Annotated in this window: 20 protein-coding genes; 8 read left to right on the top strand and 12 right to left on the bottom strand. The window is 40.2% G+C overall.

Going from position 1 to position 23,131, the window contains the following annotated elements; translation table 11 throughout:
• Window positions 1-41: 41 nt before the first annotated feature.
• Entirely contained in the window at window positions 42-1,859 is a 1,818-nt protein-coding gene (locus TY15_RS14980) for a putative bifunctional diguanylate cyclase/phosphodiesterase (protein ID WP_052353801.1), read from the bottom strand.
• On the bottom strand, window positions 1,849-2,160 hold the full coding sequence (locus tag TY15_RS14975) for an aspartyl-phosphate phosphatase Spo0E family protein (protein ID WP_040206775.1): 312 nt from the start codon (window positions 2,158-2,160) through the stop codon (window positions 1,849-1,851). Before TY15_RS14975 ends, TY15_RS14980 begins: the two co-directional genes overlap by 11 nt.
• A gap of 223 nt (window positions 2,161-2,383) precedes the next feature.
• Here TY15_RS14975 and TY15_RS14970 point away from each other — a divergent pair, with 223 nt between their 5' ends.
• The 6 genes from TY15_RS14970 (at window position 2,384) to TY15_RS14945 (ending at window position 9,767) form a co-directional block, all read left to right on the top strand.
• Window positions 2,384-3,871: a spore germination protein gene (locus tag TY15_RS14970; RefSeq protein WP_040206774.1), complete on the top strand. Its 1,488-nt coding sequence runs from the start codon at window positions 2,384-2,386 to the stop codon at window positions 3,869-3,871.
• 18 nt (window positions 3,872-3,889) lie between these two features.
• Entirely contained in the window at window positions 3,890-4,978 is a 1,089-nt protein-coding gene (locus tag TY15_RS14965) for a GerAB/ArcD/ProY family transporter (protein WP_040206772.1), read from the top strand.
• Window positions 4,975-6,039, top strand: coding sequence for a Ger(x)C family spore germination protein (locus tag TY15_RS14960; protein ID WP_040206771.1), 1,065 nt, complete (start codon window positions 4,975-4,977; stop codon window positions 6,037-6,039). Before TY15_RS14965 ends, TY15_RS14960 begins: the two co-directional genes overlap by 4 nt.
• A gap of 178 nt (window positions 6,040-6,217) precedes the next feature.
• Window positions 6,218-7,288, top strand: coding sequence for a glycosyltransferase (locus TY15_RS14955; RefSeq protein WP_040206769.1), 1,071 nt, complete (start codon window positions 6,218-6,220; stop codon window positions 7,286-7,288).
• Window positions 7,285-8,763, top strand: a complete 1,479-nt coding sequence (locus TY15_RS14950) for a hypothetical protein (protein ID WP_244440940.1) — start codon at window positions 7,285-7,287, stop codon at window positions 8,761-8,763. The genes TY15_RS14955 and TY15_RS14950 overlap by 4 nt, the downstream gene beginning before the upstream one ends.
• Window positions 8,760-9,767: an NAD-dependent epimerase gene (locus TY15_RS14945; protein WP_040206766.1), complete on the top strand. Its 1,008-nt coding sequence runs from the start codon at window positions 8,760-8,762 to the stop codon at window positions 9,765-9,767. The genes TY15_RS14950 and TY15_RS14945 overlap by 4 nt, the downstream gene beginning before the upstream one ends.
• Before the next feature lie 41 nt (window positions 9,768-9,808).
• Here the strand turns inward: TY15_RS14945 and TY15_RS14940 are convergent, their stop codons facing one another.
• The 9 genes from TY15_RS14940 to TY15_RS14900 all read right to left on the bottom strand — a co-directional run bounded on the left by TY15_RS14940 (window position 9,809) and on the right by TY15_RS14900 (window position 19,101).
• On the bottom strand, window positions 9,809-10,483 hold the full coding sequence (locus TY15_RS14940) for a response regulator (RefSeq protein WP_040206765.1): 675 nt from the start codon (window positions 10,481-10,483) through the stop codon (window positions 9,809-9,811).
• 2 nt (window positions 10,484-10,485) lie between these two features.
• Entirely contained in the window at window positions 10,486-11,664 is a 1,179-nt protein-coding gene (locus TY15_RS14935) for a sensor histidine kinase (RefSeq protein ID WP_052353800.1), read from the bottom strand.
• An 18-nt stretch (window positions 11,665-11,682) separates the two neighbouring features.
• Entirely contained in the window at window positions 11,683-12,234 is a 552-nt protein-coding gene (locus TY15_RS23240) for a CcdC protein domain-containing protein (RefSeq protein ID WP_052353799.1), read from the bottom strand.
• Window positions 12,235-12,588: 354 nt separating this feature from the next.
• Window positions 12,589-13,599, bottom strand: a complete 1,011-nt coding sequence (locus tag TY15_RS14925; protein ID WP_040206763.1) for a glycosyltransferase — start codon at window positions 13,597-13,599, stop codon at window positions 12,589-12,591.
• Between the two features lie 67 nt (window positions 13,600-13,666).
• Window positions 13,667-14,818, bottom strand: a complete 1,152-nt coding sequence (locus TY15_RS14920) for a Ger(x)C family spore germination protein (RefSeq protein WP_244440941.1) — start codon at window positions 14,816-14,818, stop codon at window positions 13,667-13,669.
• A 12-nt stretch (window positions 14,819-14,830) separates the two neighbouring features.
• Window positions 14,831-16,252 (bottom strand): spore germination protein, encoded by a 1,422-nt coding sequence (locus TY15_RS14915; protein ID WP_040206760.1) that lies wholly within the window; start codon window positions 16,250-16,252, stop codon window positions 14,831-14,833.
• Entirely contained in the window at window positions 16,249-17,064 is an 816-nt protein-coding gene (locus TY15_RS14910; protein WP_074432823.1) for a GerAB/ArcD/ProY family transporter, read from the bottom strand. Before TY15_RS14910 ends, TY15_RS14915 begins: the two co-directional genes overlap by 4 nt.
• On the bottom strand, window positions 17,010-17,336 hold the full coding sequence (locus TY15_RS24350) for a hypothetical protein (RefSeq protein ID WP_040206758.1): 327 nt from the start codon (window positions 17,334-17,336) through the stop codon (window positions 17,010-17,012). The genes TY15_RS14910 and TY15_RS24350 overlap by 55 nt, the downstream gene beginning before the upstream one ends.
• 190 nt (window positions 17,337-17,526) lie before the next feature.
• Window positions 17,527-19,101: a histidine kinase N-terminal 7TM domain-containing diguanylate cyclase gene (locus tag TY15_RS14900; RefSeq protein ID WP_040206756.1), complete on the bottom strand. Its 1,575-nt coding sequence runs from the start codon at window positions 19,099-19,101 to the stop codon at window positions 17,527-17,529.
• 518 nt (window positions 19,102-19,619) lie between these two features.
• On the opposite strand from TY15_RS14900, the gene ahpC reads away from it, so the two are divergent.
• Together ahpC and ahpF are read left to right on the top strand one after the other, a co-directional pair.
• Complete coding sequence (gene ahpC / locus TY15_RS14895) at window positions 19,620-20,183, top strand: alkyl hydroperoxide reductase subunit C (RefSeq protein WP_040206754.1); 564 nt, start codon at window positions 19,620-19,622, stop codon at window positions 20,181-20,183.
• A 12-nt stretch (window positions 20,184-20,195) separates the two neighbouring features.
• On the top strand, window positions 20,196-21,725 hold the full coding sequence (ahpF, locus tag TY15_RS14890; protein ID WP_040206753.1) for an alkyl hydroperoxide reductase subunit F: 1,530 nt from the start codon (window positions 20,196-20,198) through the stop codon (window positions 21,723-21,725).
• Window positions 21,726-21,904: 179 nt separating this feature from the next.
• Here the strand turns inward: ahpF and TY15_RS14885 are convergent.
• The coding region (locus tag TY15_RS14885) for a BCCT family transporter (RefSeq protein ID WP_042374925.1) at window positions 21,905-23,131 on the bottom strand (1,227 nt) is incomplete at its 5' end.

The raw sequence follows: 23,131 nt of genomic DNA, 5'->3' as shown, positions 1-23,131 counted from the left end.
CATATAAAAAAAGCCTTTACCATCGGGTAAGGCTTTTTTATTTACGTTACATCCGGTACAGGCAGGAGCTTCTCAAGACGTAATAACTGGGCCAACCGCTCGGCTGGAAGTGGCTTACTAAACAAATAGCCTTGAATATAATGGCAATTTAAATATTTCAGCACCTCCCATTGGTCGAGAGTTTCTACGCCTTCCGCAACAATCTTTAAGCGTAAGCCCTTTGCCAATAAAATAATCGATTGGACGATGGTGGAATCCTCAATATTATCATCGATATGTTTGATAAACGAACGGTCAATTTTAATACAATCAACCTTAAATTTCTTCAAATAGCCGATAGAAGAGTAGCCCGTTCCAAAATCATCAAGAGCAATCGCTAGCCCCATCTCCCGCAACTGCTGAATCGTTGCTAACGCCGTCCCTTCATTTTTAATTAAGGAGTCCTCGGTAATCTCAATTTCGATCAGACTTGGCGAAATACAATACCGTGCTAATTTCCGTTTAATTTTTTCAACAATATCCGCCTTCATTAACGTTTTTTCCGAAAGATTGATCGAAATGGGCACAAGTGGATAGCCTGCCTCTTTCCACTCCTGCAGCTGTTGACAGACTTGTCTTATCACCCAATCACTCATGTCATGGATTACACCTGTTTCTTCTGCCAATGGGATAAATTCTCCTGGTGAGACCAGCCCCAAACTAGGGTGATTCCAGCGGATCAACGCTTCTGCCCCGACCATTTCTCCCGTTAGCGTATCAACACGAGGTTGATAATGGAGAATAAATTCTTCCCTTGGTATTGCCTTTCTTAAGTCACTTTCTAAGGTAAATCGTTTATAAGACTCCGTATTTAAGGATTTCGTAAACAACTGGACATTATTTTTCCCTAATTCCTTGGCTCGGAAAAGAGCAGCATCTGCATTCATTTTTAACATTTTTAACGTTTCTCCATTGTCTGGAAAGATACTAATCCCGATACTCGTGGTCATGTGAAGCTCATAGCCCTCGATTTCAAAGGGCTTTTCGATTTCATGAATGACTTCCTGACCAAACATAACCGGGTCCATAGCATCAATATTCAATTGAATTATCGTGAATTCATCTCCACCTGCTCTAAATACTGCTTTATTCCCAGCTATAGAAGAAAGCCTTTGGGAAATTTCCCGTAGGAGGGCATCCCCAATTTCATGACCAAGCGTATCATTGACAAATTTGAAGCGATCCATATCTAAGTAAAACAAGGCAAATTTATCCCTGTCACTTTGATAGTTGGAAATTAACTCCTCTAGCCGTTGGTCAAACAACCTGCGGTTCGGAAGTTCTGTTAAGTAATCATGGAAGGCCAAATAATTAATTCTTTCCTCATAACGTTTTCGTTCACTGATATCCTGGACAATCCCATCCAGTCGGATTAAGTGACCGTCTTCATTTAATACCGGAAAAGTTTTGTCCTCAATCCACTTAATCGTACCGTGGATATCCATGATTCGATATTGATGCTGGATCATCTCACCATGCTGAAGTTTTTGTTGAAGAGCGACGTACTCGTTATAATCATCAGGATGAATCAACTTACTCCAAGGCATTTCGCCCGTTAAAAAGGACTGGATGGAGTAACCTGTCAGTTTTTCTAAGGCAGGGGAGGCGAACACCACCTCCATGGAGGGGAAGTTCATGGACCATATTCCTACATCTAGATTCTTGAAAATCATTTCAAATCTTTCTTCACTTGCCTTTAACTTACTTTCGGCTAAATCCCGTTCGGTAATAAGCAAATCGAAATGGGCAAGTTGTAGGTTCCTATTGGGTGGAGCGACTCTAGAACTTCGAAAAGACTTACTTTTAGGATTACCCCTCACTGATGTGTCCTCCTTTTGCCTGATAACCTTCGAATTTATAGGCTATATGGTTCGGGACTGTTCCGTTCTGTCCTTTTTGGACATCATTAATTAACAAATCTAACTCTTGACTTAAGTGAATGACACGTTCATCGGTTAGACCAAACTTAGCGGCAGCATCAATCAGTCTTTTTCTGATTAGTGTAATCTTAACTAGTAATCTTTCTTCCCGACCTATTGTCTGCACCATTGCGATCCCTTCAATCCCCGTTTTATTGGTACTATTTCCTTTGTCTTCATTATGAAAAAAACAGGAGAACATTGTAATCACCAGTGCTTCCCTATTTCCCCGTCTGTCGAAATAGGGAACATATTCCTATTCGGAAGCTTTCAGTTCCTAAAGGATTGGCTATGCATAGGTATTTACAAAATGGATACACTAACACTTGTTTCCATTTTAGTCTAAACAGGATGATACCTTTGTATTCATAAGCACTTAACAGAGACGATACAATAAAAAAGAGTATGGCGGTGAACGACTGATTATGGGCTGGTTCACAAAAAAGCACGAGCAGCTAGACGAAAAAAAATCATTGGAAGAATATCTTCAACGTTCTCATGATTTTAAACAGGTCTCCTATATCAATCAACATACAAACAAAAAATTTTCATTTTCCTTTATCACTACACTGATTGACGAAAGTATTTTACAAGAAAATGCTCTGCCATTTTTACTAGAAAAGTCCTTTGAAACGATTGAAGATATTAAGAAAATCATTCCGATTGCTGACTTGCAAATCAGTAGCGATCCGAGCGAAATGGAGCAGAAGCTCTTTAATGGTTATGTTCTATTAACACTAGAAACAGACCAGAAAAATTTTGCCTTTATCGCTGCCCAAAAAGAGGTCGTTCGCAGCATTACCCAGCCGGAAGTCGAATTTAGTGTCATTGGCCCGAAGGAGGCCTTCATTGAATCGTTAGAACAAAATTTAAACTTAATTCGCAAGCGCTTGCCTGTAAAAGAATTAATAATTGAAGAGTACACAGTCGGAACACTTTCCAAAACAAAAGTTGCCATTCTTCATATGGAGGGGATCACAGATCCTGTTAATGTTCAAAACGTCACGGATCGGATTAAAAACGTGAAATTCGATGCCATTACGGATAGCTCTTATATTGTTCAATTAATCTCTGACAACAAAAATTCCCCTTTTCCGCAGCTACTTGATACGGAGCGGCCTGATAGGGTCACGGCCATTTTGGCAGAAGGGAAAATTGCTATATTCGTTGATGGTTCACCTCAAGCCTTGATTACCCCTACAACACTGGTTGAGTTTTTTAGTTCGTTTGAGGATTATTTTCTGAATTGGATTCTGTCGTCTTTTTTCCGGTTAATTCGCTTATTTGCGGTTGCCTTTTCTATATTGATCACACCCATTTATGTCGCGACTCTTTCCTACCATTATGAACTGATTCCAAAGGATTTAATGAATACCTTGGTCACTTCTCGGCGTGAAATACCTCTCCCTCCTATTCTAGAAGCCCTTTTTCTTGAGCTGACCATTGAATTGCTGAGAGAGGCTGGAGCTCGTCTTCCAACCAAGGTTGGGCAAACAATTGGTATCGTAGGTGGGATTGTTATCGGAACAGCATCGGTAGAAGCAGGGCTAACGAGTAATGTATTGTTAATTATCGTCGCACTTGCCGCCTTGGCATCTTTTACCACGCCTGTCTATAAAATGGGCAACGCAATACGTTTATTACGCTTTCCCTTTTTGTTCTTTGCCGAACTGTGGGGACTGCTAGGAATTGTCTTTTGTTTCTGTTTGTTAATGACACACCTACTAAGGCTTACCTCACTGAATCGGCCTTTCTTGGAACCTATCTATCCACCACGATTGACGGATATGAAGGATTCCCTGATTAGACTGCCATTCAGAAAACAAACAATGCGTCCACAAACGTTAAGAACATTACAGCCTCTTCGTTTTACCCTGACGAAAAAGAAAAAAAGGGGCGATATTGACGAATAGGAACCGGAGGATACGGCAATGGGACAAGTAGTGCCTGAAAAAGCAAAAGTATCACCTTTTTTAGTCTTTTTTCTCGTCCACTCCATGCAACTTGGAATTGGCGTATTAGGTTTCCAGCGAATCATTGCACTCACGGCTGGTTATGATGCCTGGATTTCTGTTATTATCGCCGGCCTCAGCATCCATATCATCCTATGGATGATGTACAAGATCTTAGAATCCGTCGATGGGGATATTATGGACGCTCATACCTTCGTGTTCGGAAGGGTTGTCGGCAAGCTTATAACCCTTCCTTTTATTGTCTATTTTTCCATTGTTGCAATCACGCTGATAAGAACGTATATCGAGGTTATCCAAGTATGGATGTTTCAGGATATGAGTGTCTTTTGGTATTCTTTGGCATTTTGCGGTTTAGCGATTTATATCATTTTTGGTGGCTTTAGAACGGTAACTGGCGTGGCATTCTTTGGCGTGATTCTTCCGCTCTACTTAATTTTCACCTTTTTCTTTGCCATTCCGTATGCAGATCTTAGAAATCTACTGCCTATCTTTGATCACTCGATAAAGAGTCTCTTGCTGGCATCCTATCAAATGTCGCTTACCTACCTGGGCTATGAAATCCTATTGTTTATTTACCCATATATTAAAGATCCACAAAAATCAAAGAAATGGGCTCATCTGGGGGTCCTTTATAGTACTGTTCTTTATACGGCTCTCACCATTATTACATTCGCTTATTTTTCAGAGGGACAACTACAAAAGAATGTCTGGGCAACCTTAACGATGTGGAAGGTCGTTCAAATGCCTTTCGTGGAGAGATTTGAATACATTGGGATTGCCAATTGGAACATTATCATCCTACCCAATTTTTGTATTGCTCTCTGGTGTGCAAGTCGGATTACAAAAAAAGTCCTTCACATCCAGCAAAAATATGGAGTGATCATTTTATCAATCGTCATCTTAATTGGCATAAATTTTTTTAAGACCCGGGAGCAAATAAACACCTTGATTGACTATACCGGAAAAGTTTCCTTTGTCATTAATTATGGGTATATCCCGGCATTATTTTTTCTTATGTTGATTGTCAAGAAGGTGAAGAAAAAATGAGGAAAGCTCTCATTCTGTCTATCGTTGTAGCATTCGCTCTTAGCGGTTGTGTCCAAAAGGAAATCCTTGATGATGTCAATCTTGAATCAGGATCTGCCTATGATTATGTGAATGGAAAGCTGCGTGGAACCGCATTGGTCCCTATCTATTTACCAGATAAAGCAGTCGAAAATAAAACGTACTCGGCCAATTCTTCGTTAAGCAGGGACTTCCTGAGCGATGTCCAGCGGCAGTCTCAGGATCCAATCGTAACGGGGAGCTTGAAAATTGTTTTATTTGGTGAACAACTAGCGCGCAAAAAAGGGATTCTTGACCTAATTGACTCTTTTCAACGCGATCCCAGTGTTGGCGCAGGTATTTTCCTTGCTGAGACACAAGGGGAAGCCAGGAAAATTATTGAGAGCAATTATGGAAAGCGAGGGACAGCTATTTATATCTCCAATCTCATTAGCCATAATATGAAAACAAAGGACTTGCCTAAAACCAATCTGCAACGGTTTTTATCTGATTTTAATCAAAGGGGGAAAACGCCTTATCTCCCCCAGTTAAGACTCATCCAAAAAAACCAGATTGAAATAAGTGGCGTCAGTTTCTTTAGGTATGGTCATGTGGTGACAACCATTCCTGCCGAGAAAATGTTCTTTTTCAAGCTCCTAGTCGACCAATATAGTCAAGGCTCTCTAAAATTGAAGGTTGGTAAGGAATTAGCAGCCGTTGAAAGTATCCGTTCCAAATACAAAATGAAGCTAGTTTCAAGGAATACGCCTGCCATAAATGTCCATATCAAAGTAAATGCAATATTAAATGAATACTCGGGCATAAAGGTAACGCCGAAGGAACTCAAAATGATCGAGAAGAAATTAAATAAGAAAATAGAGTTTGAGTGCGAAAAATTAACCAAACAGTTTCAAGAAAAAAATATTGATCCTGTCGGTTTCGGCCATTTTATAAAAAGTCGCACAAGGAAATTTAACTTTAAACAATGGGAGACGGACTATCAAAATCTAAAAGTACATGTCACAGCGGATGTCACCATTACAGAATCAGGGGTGATTGAATAACGAGGAAAAGCATCCCAGCGACTTTGCACAAAAGAATACCTTGCCTTTTTCCAATGTAAAAAACATCAGCAAATTTAACTGTTTTGTTCCAAACTGTCCAAGCCTCTCCTTTCGGTATTGAATAACTTATCTTAAAACGGAAAATATTCCGTGCCAATGTCGAAAGGAGACGAATTATTTGCCAACAGTCAGCCATTTAAATTTACGCATTGACCCCACCCAATATATCCCCCAAATCCGCGAAGTCCCAGGCTATGATTACATTCATTTAGTACGCCAACCAAAATATATGATTGATCTGTCGCTACTAAACGAAAAGGTTTATTACCTCAATGAAATTTTTTCAGCAAAGGCTTTCGCACCCAAACATAATATCTCACTCTTACATGCTCACCATGGGCAATTAGGAATTTTATTACTCCCTTTTAAGGAAGCTACTAAGCTTCCTTTAGTCACAAGCATTCGAGGCCGCGATGCTACCTTAGCCGACCAGCCAGTAGCATATTTGGAGAATATGAAGTTGCTTTTTGAGCAAGGAGAACAGTTTTTCCCTGTATGTCAATATTTAGCTGATCGTATCCGTGCTTGGGGCTGCCCTGAGGAAAAAATCAGGGTACTCTATGGCGGAATCGACCTAAGCCGCTACCAGTACCGCCCGCCAAGTCTTGTAGGTGCACAAAATATCCTATCTGTCGGTAGATTAGTAGAAAAAAAGGGACACCATATTTTAATGCGGGCCTTTCAGAAGGTCCGTGCTAAATTCCCTCAGGCAACGTTAACGATTATCGGAAGAGGAGAACTCTACGACGAGCTGGCTTCCTTGGCCACCCAGCTGGAATTAGGCGATTCCTTTCGCTTATTACAGCATCTGCCTAAGGAACAAGTCCGGGAGCATATGATCAATGCTGATTTATTTTGTGCTGCCAGTCTTGAAGCGGCCAATGGAGATGTGGAGGGAATTCCCAACACCCTAAAAGAAGCGATGGCAACAGGTGTCCCAGTGGTCTCAACCTTTCATGCCGGTATCCCTGAATTGATTACCCACAACCAGGAGGGCTATTTAGTACCTGAAAACAATGTGGACGAACTATCTGCAGCGATTGAATATATGTTAACCAATCGGCAACTTTGGGAAACCTACACCCTCGCTGCTCGGCAAAAGGTGGAGCTCTCCTTCAATGCTGCAACACAGCTCCAGCTTCAAGCCACATACTATGATGAACTGTTAAGGGGAGAGGGAGGAGTATGAAGGACTTTCACTCAATCAAAGTAACCAAGGGAGCTAAAACTCTAGAAATTGTGAACCCAACAAACTATCCATTGATTGGGATGGGGGCACAAGGGGCCGTCTTTAAACTTTCTGAAGAGCAATGTGTCAAAATTTACACGGACCCTCTTCAAGCGCAAATGGAAGCCGAAGCCTTAAGAGCGGGCAAACACTTGTCCTTTTTTCCAAAAGTGTTTAAAACCGGGACAAACTATATTGTGATGGAATACTTTAATGCCCCGACCTTAAAGGAGTACCTCCGCAATTGCACGTATATTCCTGAATCGATTGCAAGAAAACTCCTTGATATTTTAAGAGAATTAAAGCAGGCGAAGTTCACGATGCTTGATGCCCCGCTGCGCCATATTTTTGTATTAGAAAATGAAGAGCTTAAAGTGATTGACCACGTAAATGCCTTTAAGCGAATCCATCCCGTTCCGCTAAAACTCTTGCGGGACTTAAAGATTATTTTATTAAAAGATTCCTTCTTAGCTAGAGTGAAAACGCTGGAGCCAGAGACGTTTGATGTATGGGAGAAATATTTTGCTGAAAACAGTTTGGACTATAGAAATATCCCCGTCACATCGGGTGGATCCGGCCAAGGGGTAAAGGTCGAGAGTGCCGTTACCCAACCGTTGATTGGGAAGGGCCATCAGGGGGCGGTCTACCGCGTAGCTGAGGATCAATGTGTGAAAATTTACGGAAAACCAGAACACGCCAAACAAGAAAAAGAGGTACTTCTCTCTAGTCAAGACTTATCCTTTATTCCCAAGGTTTATGAAACCGGTGAGAATTATGTCTTAATGGAATATCTACTCGGGCCTGATTTGAATACGTTTCTAAAAAAGCAGGCCACATTATCGGAGGATATCACACGACGATTACTCGATATCTTAACCACCATGAAAAAGTCCGGGTTTAAGCAAATTGATGCCCCATTACGGCATATTATTATTACCAATAATGGCTTTAAAATGGTCGATCATGTCTATTCGTTCTCCCGGGTCCAAGAAAGACCGCTAGAGTTATTTCAGAACCTTTATGAAAGAGGGTTCTTGGATACGTTCCTAGAGCAAGTGAAGGGGATGGATCCTGAGACGCACGCAGAATGGACAAAAACACCTATTCCGCTTATTACAGTTCAGACAGCTGAAACATCTGGTTCGCAACAAACAAGTGATAAGGAACGGAAACGGAGGACGGAGCATTCTCGTAAAAAGGGGCATGACCGAAAACGAGCGCATGACCACAAGGATGAGCGTGATAAAAAGAGACATCACGCTGGTAAGGAAGACCGCGATCATAAAAGCAGCCGCTCCCATAAGGAAGACCGCGATCATAAAAGCAGCCACTCCCATAAGGACGACCGCGATCATAAAAGCAGCCACTCCCATAAGGACGACCGCAATCATAAAAGCAGCCATGGGCGTAGCAAGAAATCGGATCGACGAAGATGAACATTTTAGTGACAGGAGCGGCAGGGTTTATCGGCTTTCATCTGTCTAAGCGTTTGTTAGCTCACGATCACCATGTGATTGGTGTAGATAATCTGAATGACTACTATGACGTTCACTTAAAGGAAGAAAGGTTGAAGATTCTCGAACAAAGTGCTAATTTTGAATTCCACAAACTTGATATAGCGAATGAAAAAGCTATAAAGACACTTTTTGAAGAACGCTCCATTTCGATCGTGATCAATTTAGCTGCACAGGCAGGAGTCCGCTATAGTTTGACCAATCCCCATTCCTATGTGCATTCCAACCTCTCGGGGTTTGTCAATATTTTGGAGGCGTGTCGGCACTATCAAGTTAAGCACTTGATTTATGCCTCCTCGAGTTCAGTCTATGGAGCCAATTCGAAAATCCCTTTCTCTACCAAGGACTCTGTCGATCACCCAGTCAGTTTATATGCTGCGACAAAAAAGGCGAATGAATTAATGGCTCATACGTATAGCCATTTATATCAGCTGCCAACGACGGGTCTCCGCTTCTTTACCGTGTATGGCCCGTGGGGGAGACCGGATATGGCGTATTTCTCCTTCACGAAGAATATAATCGATGGGAATCCCATAAAAGTATTTAATCACGGCGATATGAGCAGAGATTTTACCTACATCGATGATATTGTCGAAGGAATCGTCAAACTCGTTGATCATCCACCCCAGTATGACTCCCACTGGGATCAAGAAAATCGTAATCCAAGTTCAAGCTATGCTCCTTACAAGGTGTACAATATCGGTAACAAAAGCCCTGTGCGATTACTGGATTTTATTCAGTTATTAGAGAAACTACTAGGACAAAAAGCAATTGTGGAATTTTCTCCCATGCAGCCAGGGGATGTGCAAATGACCTATGCTGATATGACGGATTTACAGAAGGAGATCGGCTTCCTTCCCATCACTTCCTTAGAAGTGGGGCTACGCCAATTCGTGGATTGGTATAAACAATATTATCAAAAGTGATCCCCTCTAGCTTAGAGGGGATTTTTTGTGTGGAGGGAAAATTATCTCACCATCCGATTGCGAAGGGCGGTGACGACTGCATGTGTGCGATCAGCACAGCCAAGCTTTTGGAGAACCCGATGGACATGCGACTTAACCGTCCCCTCTGAGATCACCAACTTTTGGGCAATCTCTTCATTCCGAAGTCCATAGGCCATTTCTTGGAGAATTTCCTGCTCCCGCTCGGTTAAAGGCTCTGCTAAACTCAGTTTGGCAGCTTCATTTTCCACTTGTTCAAAGGAGGTAGCCGCAACCTTTGACAAGACATGGGCCGCTAAACTGGTTTTATAAATGGCTTCGCCGCGGTGGGCAGCTCGAATGGTCTCTAGCATATCCTCGACGTCCGCATCCTTCAGCAAATAACCGACCGCACCTGCTCGAATCCCTTGATAAATATATTCTTGATCGTCAAAGGTAGTTAAGATTACAATTTTTGTTTTCGGTAATACGTTCATAATTTCTCTCGTTGCTTCAATTCCAGACATGACTGGCATTTGCACATCCATCAGGATGACATCCGGACGGGTTTCACTGGCCATTTGCACCGCTTCTTTTCCATTCGATGCTTCTCCCTTCAGAATCATATCCTGTTGAAGGCCAATGACATATCCAAAGCCCTGGCGAATCATCGTCTGATCATCGACGAGGACTACTTTGATTTTCTCTTCCTTTAACACCGTTATCCCTCATTTAATTCCAGATTTTGATTGTTATAATCAATTGGGATTTCCGCAGTAATTTCAAAGCCGTTTGGGTCTAAAATGGCATAGTTAAGTTGTCCGCCATGCTCCTCTATTCTTGCCTTCATTACTTTTAGTCCGAAGCCTTCTCTGACTACTTGCTTTGTGTCCAATCGCCCATTATCCCGAATACGCATGACGATTTTTCCAGATTCTTTTTGTAAACGAACCCCTACCTTTGTGGCTTGAGAATGGCGAATTACATTGGTAATCGCTTCTTGAAGCACCCTGAACAGGAGGCCATTGATAGTCTTATCTAGCTCCTCATTCATGACATCAGCATGAAACTCGTATTGAATGGCAGCAGACGCCTCCATCCTTGTCAGCAACGCCTTCAATGGCGTCATCCCGGAACCCGCTTGATGGTCTGCTAACGAATGAACGGAGGTACGGATATCCTGCAGTCCTTGTCTGGCCACCACCAGCATGCCGTCAAGAGACTTGCCTGCCTCCTCTGGGTCTTTTTTTATCATATATTTTAACGCCTGCATTTGCACAATTAATGAGGTTAAGCTATGTCCGACCGCATCATGTATGTCTCTGGCAATTCGCGTTCTTTCCTCCATTACGGCAAATTCCATCGCGGTGCTCGAGGCTTCCTGTAATTGTTCGTAAGCTTCCTGCAGCTCAACCAATTGCTGTTGATTCACTTGGATCATTTCGTTTCTCTGGACTCTAATTCGAATCATAAAATAGAGAACAATCGATAAGCAGATGAAAGAGAGGATACTAAATAGAGTCCCATTGCCAAATTGCCGATAAAACATCGCAGTTATAAACATGGCCACCATGGCAGGATTGGGCGATTTCGACAATGATAATTGAATGGAAGCCGAGAAAATAATGATAGCCAGCAGGTAAATCAGCATTAGTTCATGAAACCAGTACACCCCTGCGGCCGATTCCACCATTAGTATCAATATCGTTATGAGTACTTTTGTTTTTGTCCACCATGATCTCGGAAGGAATAGGATGGCTGAATAGGTTAATCCAATCAAAATGTTCAGGCCCATTTTGGGAAACGGGCCGATAAACAAGCGATTAAGCCACATGAGAAAAAAGATGACTGCGACACTGATTAGTTTTCTTCGATTTTGTTGTATTACTCCCCATACCATCCTCATTCACTCCTAGATTTATAGCACTGTGTTATTGTTTTCTGGATGTGACAATTGTTTTTGCTTCTTCAACAAGATCATATAGTAACAAATATAATAAGCAAACATGATGAGCATTAACCCAGCGGTCCAGGAACTGCCCACGCTCGTACTAAGCGATTGCCAACTATTAGCTTGCCCCTGCTGAGTCCCAGTAAATATTCCCGTTGTAAACATTCCATAAATACGATAGGTAAAACGAACAAGGAACAAGACGGTCACAATGCCGCCAATCCACATGTTCGGGCGGTAATGGATTTTGCCATTTCGCTGTTCAAAGGTGGTTAAGCCTGCCCCATAATAGGCGAGAATGCTCCCCAAAATAATTCCAACAATATCTGACACCAGACTGATCGGATGGGATAGACTCACCGTTAACAGCATAAGCCCAATGATGAAAAATAACACCAGCTTAAACTGAATCCTGCCTCGCTTTAACGGCTGCCAGCCAATCATGCGACTGATACGTCGATAGATACTAAATACAATCAGTGCACCGATTAAAATGATTGTGATTAAATGTTGATTCATATGGTATTTCCCCCTATTTTATAAAGCTAATGTGCTTTTAATTGTATATGTTATGCGGATAATCTTATCTTAACCGCATTCTTTCTTTTCATCGACTATCCAAAGGTTGATTTTGCACAAAGGGCTCTCTATCGATAGGTGGAGTGGGGGCGTTTTAGAACGAAGGGGTGGGAGCGATTCATTGACCGAAATCATGTGGTTTAGCTGAATGGGGCACTGTACACAAGATCATTAAATAAATTGAGAAAGAGACCATCTATTAGCACGGTCTCCTTCCTAAGGAACAACTTATTTGAAATTCAATTGAGTAATTTCAATACCCGCCGCTTCAACAAGACTTTATGCTGGTTTACTTTATTCAAGAGGACCCGTTAACCACTTATCAAAAAAGTCTTTATACCCTTGCTTCATTACAGTACTGGAGAATCTTTCGAAGGCAGCCATTCGATTTTCTATTGAAAACTTGTTAGGTGTGGCAAGCGCCATATTGACAAGCTCAAACCAGTTTTCTTGATTACCTGAAAAAGCATATCGAGAATTGATATGGTCATAACATGGATGCGCAGGCTTGATAATAATTTTCCCCATCGCCAGTGCCTCCGTTAACGGCATCGCAAACGTATCAAATTTAGAACTATTCCAATATACTTTTGCAGTGTTCATAAGAGAAAATATTTCAGCTTGCGAAAGGGCAAATTTTATTTTCACATTACCGGGGATATTGTATTTCTTCACACTTTCGCGATAGCGCTCACCGCCAAATACCATATACACTTCTTTGTCGGGGTTTTGACGGGCATAATCGATGACAAGTTCAGGCTGCCGATTCTCTTCGTCTCTTCCAATCCAAAGAACGCGGTTATCCACGATTTGCGAAGGGTCAAAATACTTCTCGGCTAATCTTTCATCAAACCCAATTGGAATAACTGTCACATCGTCCACCCCAAATTTCGTGTGGAGTTCACGTTTTAGAAAGGGCGTTTGGACAATAGCTTTGTCGACCATTTGATAAAAGGGCTTCATCATTTCATAGCCTGTCAGGGCAGGATCTGGAAAACTATGCGGGAATAACACACTGTTTTTTATGAACATCTTTAAATAAGTAAATCCGGAAACAGTATAAATCACATGATCTATTCTTTCGGAATTAATTTTGTCCAAAATAATATCATAATTGACGAGATCACCCTTTTCATGTTCAAAACCTGGAAGATGATCATAGCCACTCACATGTCGTTCCGGGGATATAAAAACAATATCTACGCCAAACTCGCTACACAAATTTTTTAATCGATCCGCATAAATTCGCGGTCCATGTGCTTCAGCGAATTGTATTTTTCTCATGACTAACCCAACTTTTTTCATAGCACTCACCTTACATAATTGAAGTCACACATTGCCGTCAAAAATATTCCTATTTTTAATCATAATATCAATCTACTTTATTAAAAAGGGGGGTAATAGTGGAATTAACTTTATTTATGCTTTTTAGCGGATCTATTTTTACTTGAATGTCTTTCTTTTTTAAAACTGGGAAATTGCCATTGCTTTGAAATTCCCTCCAGTCATCATGCATAAACCGATACAGATAATCTTCGAATTGATAAATATCCCCGCCCAATTCTCGGCTTTTCAGATAGGCTGTATACACCTCACTTCTTATTTCTTCTTTAATCTTTTTCTTGATTAGGGAGGAATCAATCTCATGGCTTGATTCTCTAATAATAGCTGACACTCTTAAATCTAAACCAATCTGTACATCGCTTCCTTCTTTCTTCACGGTTCTTTTTACTTTTGGTTTTAATACTTCTACTTGAACGAACTCTTTTTCCCCAACTTGGTCTTCACTTAGTGTAACAGGCGATCTTACAGCCTTGTTGTTCATTCTAACAAACCCATTAAGGTCCTTTTCATTTAAAAGACCTTTCATTTTTTCACCCTTCATAATAAAAGCACCCTTAATCGTGCTGACGGGTAAACTTTTTAAATCCCTTTTTATTATTGCATCCTCAATCGATATATTTGGCAATAGGATGGTTTTTGTTTTCTCATTGAATTGGTAGAGCAATTCCTGCAGGGATATGGCCGGAACAGCGGAATCCTGTTGCTGCATTTGTTCAGGCTGCATAACCCTTGCATTCGAAAAAGCATAATAAAAAGGAAGCTTTGTTGTAAAAATTTCCTCTATCGATTCCTCCGTTCCATATGTTGAACCCGTTAAACGCACATTGAAATTAGTATCTAAGGCCTGTAAGGTTTTCGATAACCTATTTTCTAATAAAGACTTTCCAAAAATAAAGATACTTAACTGATCAAAGTTAATCGGGATTTGGATACCTTGATAAATTTTTGTAAATGCCTCTTCAATCGTTTTTCCTTTTCCAGTTGCTAACCAGACTGGACTTGGATCAGCACTTTTACCTTGCTCTGTTTTAGCTACATTTGAAAAGTCTAGGAACTGTAACACCACATGATATTCATCATCTTTATAATCCATCCCCAATCCCACCGCATAGGATTGGAATTGTATTTCTTTTATATGGGAACAACCCGAAAGAATTAGCAGAATATAAGCTAGGATCATCATTTTCCTCATCTATTCACCTGATCTCGTTCCATCTTTTGTAAACAAAGAAGAATCTCTTTTTTTCATGAATGAAAAAGGGAACCGGATAAAAGTGTAGAAGATATCCCTTCCATCTGGCGAAGCTATATTGGATAACAAAGGAACTCCAAATGACTTTAGCCTTGACATATAGAGAAAAACAAACATCATACTTAAAACAAAGCCATAGATCCCCATACTGTAACTTAATAACAGGACAAAAATTCGGATAAAAAAGAGATTTCCTGATAATGACTGATTTGCAAGTGTGAAGCTTGAAATAGCTGTGACTCCAATAACTACGAGCGTAGTAGGTGATGTAATTCCCCCTCGGATGGCAGCGTCACCAATGATTAATCCGCCAAGGACAGCCACAGTTTGCCCAATTCCCTTAGGCAATCGAGCCCCGCCTTCTTTAAATAATTCAAACATAATTAGCATGAGTAGCATTTCTAGGAGTGGTGAAAATGGTAAGCCTAGTCGGGAAACCGTAATAGTTGCGATAAGCGGTAATGGTAATTGCCCTACATTATGTGTGATTAACGCCGTAAAGAAACCTGGCAGGAATGTTGTAATAAATAGGCCGATGAAGCGCAATATCCTTTCCAGCGAAGCGAAATAAAAACTTGTATTATCGTCTTCAGGTGTTTTAAATAGCAGAGAAAGATCTGTCGGTGCAATCAGGGCAGTGGGGGCACCATCCACAATGATCACAAATCTTCCTTGGTTAATCGATTCGACTACAAAATCGGCTCTACCTGAATAGGTGATGAGCGGGATGAGCGAAAACTTATTGTTCATCAAATACTCCATCAGCATAGAGGTACTTGTTAAAATATCAACATTTATAGAAGTCAGCCGACCTTGGATATCGCTCAATAGCTGCGCGTTAATAATGTCTTTAATAAAAAGCAAGGAAACTTTTGTATTGGTCCTATTACCGATGGTGTAATCTTCTATCACCAAGGAGGAGGTACGCAGTCTTTTACGAATTAAAGCAATATTGGTCGAAATATCCTCGACAAATCCGTCCTTTGGTCCGCGTATCGAGACCTCGGCAACAGACTCATCTGGCTGCCTAGACGGGAATTTACTCATATCATAGAAAAAAACATTCTCACCAGAAGGAATGACCATTAGTTTCCCCGAAAAAACAGCTTCTTCGATTTTTTCAGCACTAGTAGCCTGTTTACTAATGATCTCCAGCTTCATGGAATCGTAAATAGAACTAGACGGGCTATCCATTTCAAAAGAAGGAAGGATAAAGGATTGAACCAAACTAGGATCCGTTAACGGTTTACAATAGACCATAATCCATGAATCCGTTTGACTACGATGATCCTTTATTTCAATATCTGATGAATGATTGAAGAGCTGCTGAAGGTTTTCAAGAGAAAAATGATGTTGATTCATGATTCAATTCCCCCACCTAACAACTTTTTTTTATGCTTCCATACATAAATAGTTAAGAGTGACATTTGAATAATTAATAAATAGAAAGATATGGGTCTGACATAGTTATAAACAAAGGCAGACAAGGGACCTTGATCAAATGGATAGACACAGCTGATAAAAAGGAAGACGTAAATCATTCTTACTATCTTTACCTTCTTTAATCCCTTCGTCAGAATTCGACTAGAAATCAATACGAATAAACTAATCCTAATAACTCCACCTGACAGCCATTGATAAATAGCAAAAAAGTCTGTATGGGAAAAATATCTGCCAATGGAAATTAAACGCCACTGTTCATAGGCAGGGTATCGATATGTAGCTGCTTGGTCTGGACCAAATTCAACAATTGCACCTATTGTCGGCCCAAGCATTAAACCTATAATAATAGCACCAACAATGAATAGTTGCTTTCTTGAAACAACCTTTTGCAAAACAGGAGTTAAGAAAAGAATGATAAATAACTCTAAGATGGGTAATGAAGTATAAATGAAACCCTTCGCAATGGGTATGTATCCATCCGTAAACAAGGGAAATAAGAGTTCATAATGTTTTTTCTTCATATTGGCAAAAGAAATAAAGTATCCTAGAAGAATAACAAGAGGACAGAGAATGCTGCTTAGTATACCAATGGCAAACAATCCAGATTCCGTACAAAATAAGCAAAAAATGAGTAGTACTAGGGCTAGGAAGAAACTACTGAATCCCTGCATATAGCTCAATTGTGACCAATAAATAATGTCCTTGGCTGTAATAAACGCATTAACAAGCATGTATAACGCAAATGGGAGAAGTAAAAAGGAATAAATGAGTGGGCTTCCGTGATCACGTAAAAGTCAATAATCGATTTTTTATTTATAATGGAGACAAGTTTGTAAAGAAGGTAGATCCAGACTGGCAGAAACGGCAGCGTTAAAAGGATACAGACCCAAGCATCTCTTTTTACAATGGTTAATAGTAAGGGGATAATTTCAACGTGGGCAAACAGACCTATAGACAGTAAAATGACATACGCAATTGAGATAAATCTTAACTTATTCTCCATTTCACAATTTCCTTTTTCTCCTATTATTCTTCTTTCTTTTTTTATTATTCACAGAGGTCCAGAAAATAATCTTTTAAGCAGCTTTACTTCAACAAAATGGTTGGCAATCCAATCTAGCAGAAAAAACACTGCAGCTAAAATGCAGTGTTTTAATTTGCTAGTACACAATTTATTTATATATACATCCTCTTTATTCTAATAAATTAAGTTTCTCATGGTTATACACATGCACTTGATTACGTCCTGCTCGTTTAGCTGAGTATAAGGCTTGATCCGCCTTATTCAAAAGCTGATGAAGCGTTTCCTCTGCCGCTTTCGCTACCTCAGCCACTCCACTGCTTAATGTAACAGAAATCACTTCTTCCGTTGTAATAAGCGGCTGGTTCTCAACAGCCTTGCGAAGCTGATTTGCTAACACTTCACCTTCAAATAGGGTATATCCCTTTAGTGCAACCACAAACTCCTCACCACCATAGCGAGCAAACAGCAGGCCATCCTTCAGTTGCATTTGGCAAACCTTTACGACATGCGCAAGCAATTGATCACCCACATAATGGCCAAATGTATCATTCACTTTTTTAAAATAATCAATATCGATTAATATTACCGTAAATGGCACTAAAGCCTTTGTAGCTGCAGCAAAATCTTGTTCACATTTCTGGAAAAATGCTCGCCGATTATAAATTTGGGTAAGCTCATCATAATAAGCTTGATGCTCTAATTCTACCTGAAGCCTTTTTATCTCTGTAATATCTGTAAAAATAATTAAGAGACCCTTACTATTATTCGCATGTTGCAACGATGAAGTCCGAACCTGAAAGATACGTTTCGAATCATCGGTACCTAACTGTATTTCCCGATTGAAGGCGGCATTCTCAAATTTTGAAGGCGATGGGTCTCCTGATAATTGAGACCAGATTTTCTGAAAGTCCATCCCAAACATCGATTTATTTAATGGTGGAAACATGGCCTTACACGCTTGGTTAAACTCAATTAAGCGATAGGATTCATCCAGTACCATCACCCCATCATTTATACTATTAAATATCGTATCCTTAGCAATTGGCATAATCGTAAACATACGTGAAGAGTTAATAGACCATAAATATAAAAGAGATGAAAGCCATAAGACCATTGGGACTGGATCGATACCCACTGGTGTGAATCCAATTAAATAAACAAAAGCGGTTAGCATGGGGACAAGTTGACCGAACGCTAACGAAATGATTTGTGGACGATATACTTTAGCCGTCTCTCTCCAACGAGAAAGTATCAGTAAAAAGGCGACAAACATGCAGGCAAATATGTATACGCCATGAATCATATACCATATACCGATCTCTTGATGAATGTAAGGAGCCCCCAAGATTGGATCAACCTCAAACACTCGATAATGTAAATGATGGGAATCATTCGTAGCAACCATCGCTAAACTAACGCAAGGAATAGCAAGAAGAGCCAGAATCCTTGCCCTCGTTATTTTCAATCCCAAATACTGCATGACAAATAATAATCCTAAGGGCGGACCAAACGGCATGCCAACATATTGGATAGTTGTCCAAATCTTCATTGACTCCAGTGTCGTTGCCATTAGGCCAAAGGCAGAAGCAAAACAATAAATGGTGATCGACGTCGTATAAAGCATAAAAAAATAAGCGATATTCCGATAATGATGACGCTTAATAAAAACGTTAACGCATAAATACAAATTTAGTACACCTGATGTACAAATAAGGGTAATATAAGCAGTCAATTGCGAACTCACGATTAGATACCTCTTTTAAAAAAACATGGTTTACTTTAATGTAGCATAGTTCAAAATAAATGTGGATGTTTATCGAACAATCGTATGCTGGCAGTAAATGCAAGTTATGAACACATGAATTGAAAACTTTAGACATAGTAAATGAAAAAAAATACTTTTCATTTACTTCACTAATTCTCAATTAACCAATATTTATTGAATATGATCTTTACGACCATTAGCGCAGCCAGGCTGCTTAATTGCTTGGTAATGTCCATCCCTTTTCCAGCAAGTATTCAATGGTTGCACCAACTATCTATAATAATTAACCTATCGAATAAAACAATGCTACAATAGTATAAACCATTCAATATCTATTACTTATTTAAAATAATTATTGCAATTTAATTGACAAAAACAATAATGAATAGATATAATAACGAATATAAATTAATAATAATTATAGATAACTGAAATATTTTCTTCGAAAATGGACAAGCTATCTATAATAAAAACAACATAATTGGAGGAATTACAACATGTCACTTATTGGAAAAGAAGTACAACCGTTCAAAGCACAAGCCTACAGAAATGGCGAGTTTCTCGAAGTATCAGATGCAGATTTTAAAGGTCAATGGAGCGTTGTTTGCTTCTATCCAGCTGACTTTACCTTCGTTTGCCCAACTGAATTAGAAGACCTTCAAGATCAATATCCTGCACTTCAGGAACTTGGCGTTGAAGTATTCTCCGTATCAAGAGACTCTCATTTTACACATAAAGCATGGCACGATACATCAGATGCCATTGGTAAAATCACTTATACTATGATCGGTGACCCTGCACATGTTCTTTCACGCAACTTCGATGTATTAGTTGAAGAATTAGGTCAAGCAGACCGTGGTACTTTTATCATTGATCCGGATGGAATTATCCAAGCCGTTGAAATTAATGCAGATGGCATTGGCCGTGATGCTAGCACATTAATTAACAAAATTAAAGCAGCACAATATGTCCGTAACAATCCTGGTGAAGTTTGCCCAGCAAAATGGAAAGAAGGTTCCACTACACTTAAGCCAAGCCTTGATCTAGTTGGAAAAATTTAAGGAGTGTCACCAATGATTCTAGATGCAGATATTAAAGCTCAACTCGATCAATATCTTCAACTGATGGAAAATGATATCCTGCTTAAAGTCAGCGCAGGCTCTGATGGAGTTTCAAAAGATATGCTAGCTCTAGTTGATGAGCTAGCAACCATGTCACTAAAAATTAAAGTAGAAACAGCTGCTCTAGAGAGAACACCAAGCTTTAGTGTGAATCGTATCGGTGAAGATATGGGGATCACGTTTGCTGGAATTCCGCTTGGACATGAGTTCACTTCACTTGTATTAGCATTGCTACAAGTGAGTGGAAGGGCCCCAAAGGTGGATCAGAAGGTTATCGATCAAGTGAAAAGCATCAAGGGTGACTATCACTTTGAAACCTATGTGAGCCTAACCTGCCATAACTGTCCTGATGTGGTACAGGCATTGAACGTCATGAGCGTTCTTAATCCCGGTATTACACATACTATGATTGACGGTGCGGCTTTCAAGGAAGAAGTAGAAAGCAAAGGTATCATGGCTGTTCCAACTGTTATCCTTAATGGGGAAGCATTTGGGAGCGGACGCATGACACTAGAAGAAATCCTTGCTAAGATGGGCAATGTTCCAGATGCTTCAGAGCTTTCTGATAAGGATCCATATGATGTGCTTGTTGTTGGGGGCGGTCCTGCCGGTGCCAGTGCAGCCATCTATGCGGCACGTAAAGGCATTCGGACTGGTATTGTGGCTGAACGCTTTGGTGGTCAAATTATGGACACCATGGGGATTGAGAACTTTATCGGTACGAAATATACTGAAGGTCCTAAGCTCGCAGCGAGTCTTGAAGAACACGTAAAAGAGTACGAAGTGGACGTCATGAATCTTCAGCGTGCGAAACGTTTAGAGAAGAAAGATCTTATCGAAATTGAACTAGAAAATGGTGCTGTTTTAAAGAGCAAAACCGTTATCCTTTCAACTGGAGCTCGCTGGCGTAATGTTGGCGTTCCTGGCGAAGCCGAATTCAAGAATAAGGGTGTAGCTTACTGCCCACATTGTGATGGTCCTTTATTTGCTGGAAAACACGTAGCTGTTATTGGCGGCGGAAACTCTGGAATTGAAGCAGCCATTGACCTTGCTGGAATTGTAAAGCACGTAACCGTTCTTGAGTTTGCTTCAGAGCTTAAGGCAGATTCTGTCTTACAAGATCGTCTTTATAGTCTTCCAAATGCAACAGTCATCAAAAACGCGCAAACAAAAGAAATTACAGGTACTGACAAAGTAAACGGAATTTCTTACGTGGACCGTGAAACTGGTGAAGAACATCATGTTGAATTACAAGGTGTGTTTGTTCAGATTGGCCTTGTACCAAATACAGATTGGCTAGGAGACTCCATTGAACGTACTAGAATCGGAGAGATTGTAGTGGATAACCATGGAGCAACAACCATTCCTGGTGTGTTTGCTGCAGGAGACTGTACCAACAGCCCATTCAAGCAAATTATTATTTCAATGGGATCAGGTGCGAATGCTGCCCTAGGTGCTTTCGACTATCTTATCCGAAATTAATCAATCTTATCACGATCTCTTTAGAGTAATCCCAATATCTCTTAAAAGTCGCTGTACTAGCCTTAGCTAAGTACAGCGACTTTTTTTATAAGGCTGTTCCGCATAGATTGGAGCGAAAATCCCCCCAACTTCAATACAGCCCAAACTTTGAGAACAGAGCCTTTTATAAAAAGTCTCTGTTAACGTTCGGCTATCTCTTTTATCAATTGCTCTATCTTTTTCCTTCTTATTTTTTCTTGCTTTTTTGCCACTTTAACCTCTTGATTTAAAGCTTTGTAAATGGAGATACACATAAAGACCATTATAACTCCAAACGGCAATGCTGTAATAATGGAAGCTGTTTGCAGACTATCTAATCCTCCACTCAATAACAATACAACGGCAATGGAAGATTGAAGAATCCCCCATGAAATTTTAATCTTATTGGAGGGGTTAAGATTACCATTAGAAGATAGCATTCCTAGAACAAAGGTTGCAGAATCGGCCGACGTTATAAAAAAAGTTATGATTAAAAGGGTTGCAATCACACTCATAATCATTCCAAACGGCAATCCTTCAAGAGTTATGAATAAAGCAGAAGTAACATCATTTTGTACAGCCTCCGCTATTTTTCCTCCTTCAAACATTTGCAGATGCAGGGCACTTCCTCCAAATACAGAAAACCAGATAAAACTAAATAAACTTGGTATCATCAGGACCCCTAGAACAAATTCCTTAATTGTTCTTCCTTTTGACACCCTGGCAATGAACATTCCAACAAAAGGAGCCCATGCAATCCACCAAGCCCAATAAAATAGTGTCCATGTCCCAATCCATGGATTGTCTTGAAATGGCGTTAATCTTAAGCTCATCTGCAGGAGATTTTGGATATAGGACCCGATACTTACCGTAAAAGTATCTAATAAAAAGGATGTTGGGCCAAGGATAAAGGTAACGATTAGTAAGCCAATCGCCAAAATGAGATTCCCATTACTCAATAATAAGATCCCTTTGTCTAACCCTGTTGTGGCAGAAATCAGATAAAGAACAGTAACGATCATGATGATAATAATTTGCCAGGAGGTTGACGTTGGAATACCAAATAAATGTGATAAACCGCCATTTATTTGTAAAGCGCCCAGCCCCAGTGATGTAGCTACCCCAAAAACAGTTGCAATTATGGCCAGGATATCGATCGCTTTTCCTATTGGTCCTTTTACTTTTTCCTTCAACAGTGGATAAAAGGTGGAACTAATTAATCCCGTCAATCCTTTGCGATATTGGAAATAGGCTAAGGATAACGAAATGATAGTGTAAATAGCCCAAGGATGTAATCCCCAATGGAAAAATGAATAGCGAATAGCTAGCCTTGCTGCCTCAGGCGTCCTCGCCTCTCCGTATGGCGGGTCAATATAATGAGAAATCGG

It is taken from the genome of Neobacillus jeddahensis (assembly GCF_000612625.1).
In the GTDB taxonomy this organism is placed as follows: Bacteria; Bacillota; Bacilli; order Bacillales; family Cytobacillaceae; genus Neobacillus; species Neobacillus jeddahensis.
Note: the sequence above shows the minus strand (reverse complement) of the source record. Positions and strands in the feature narration are given on the sequence as shown.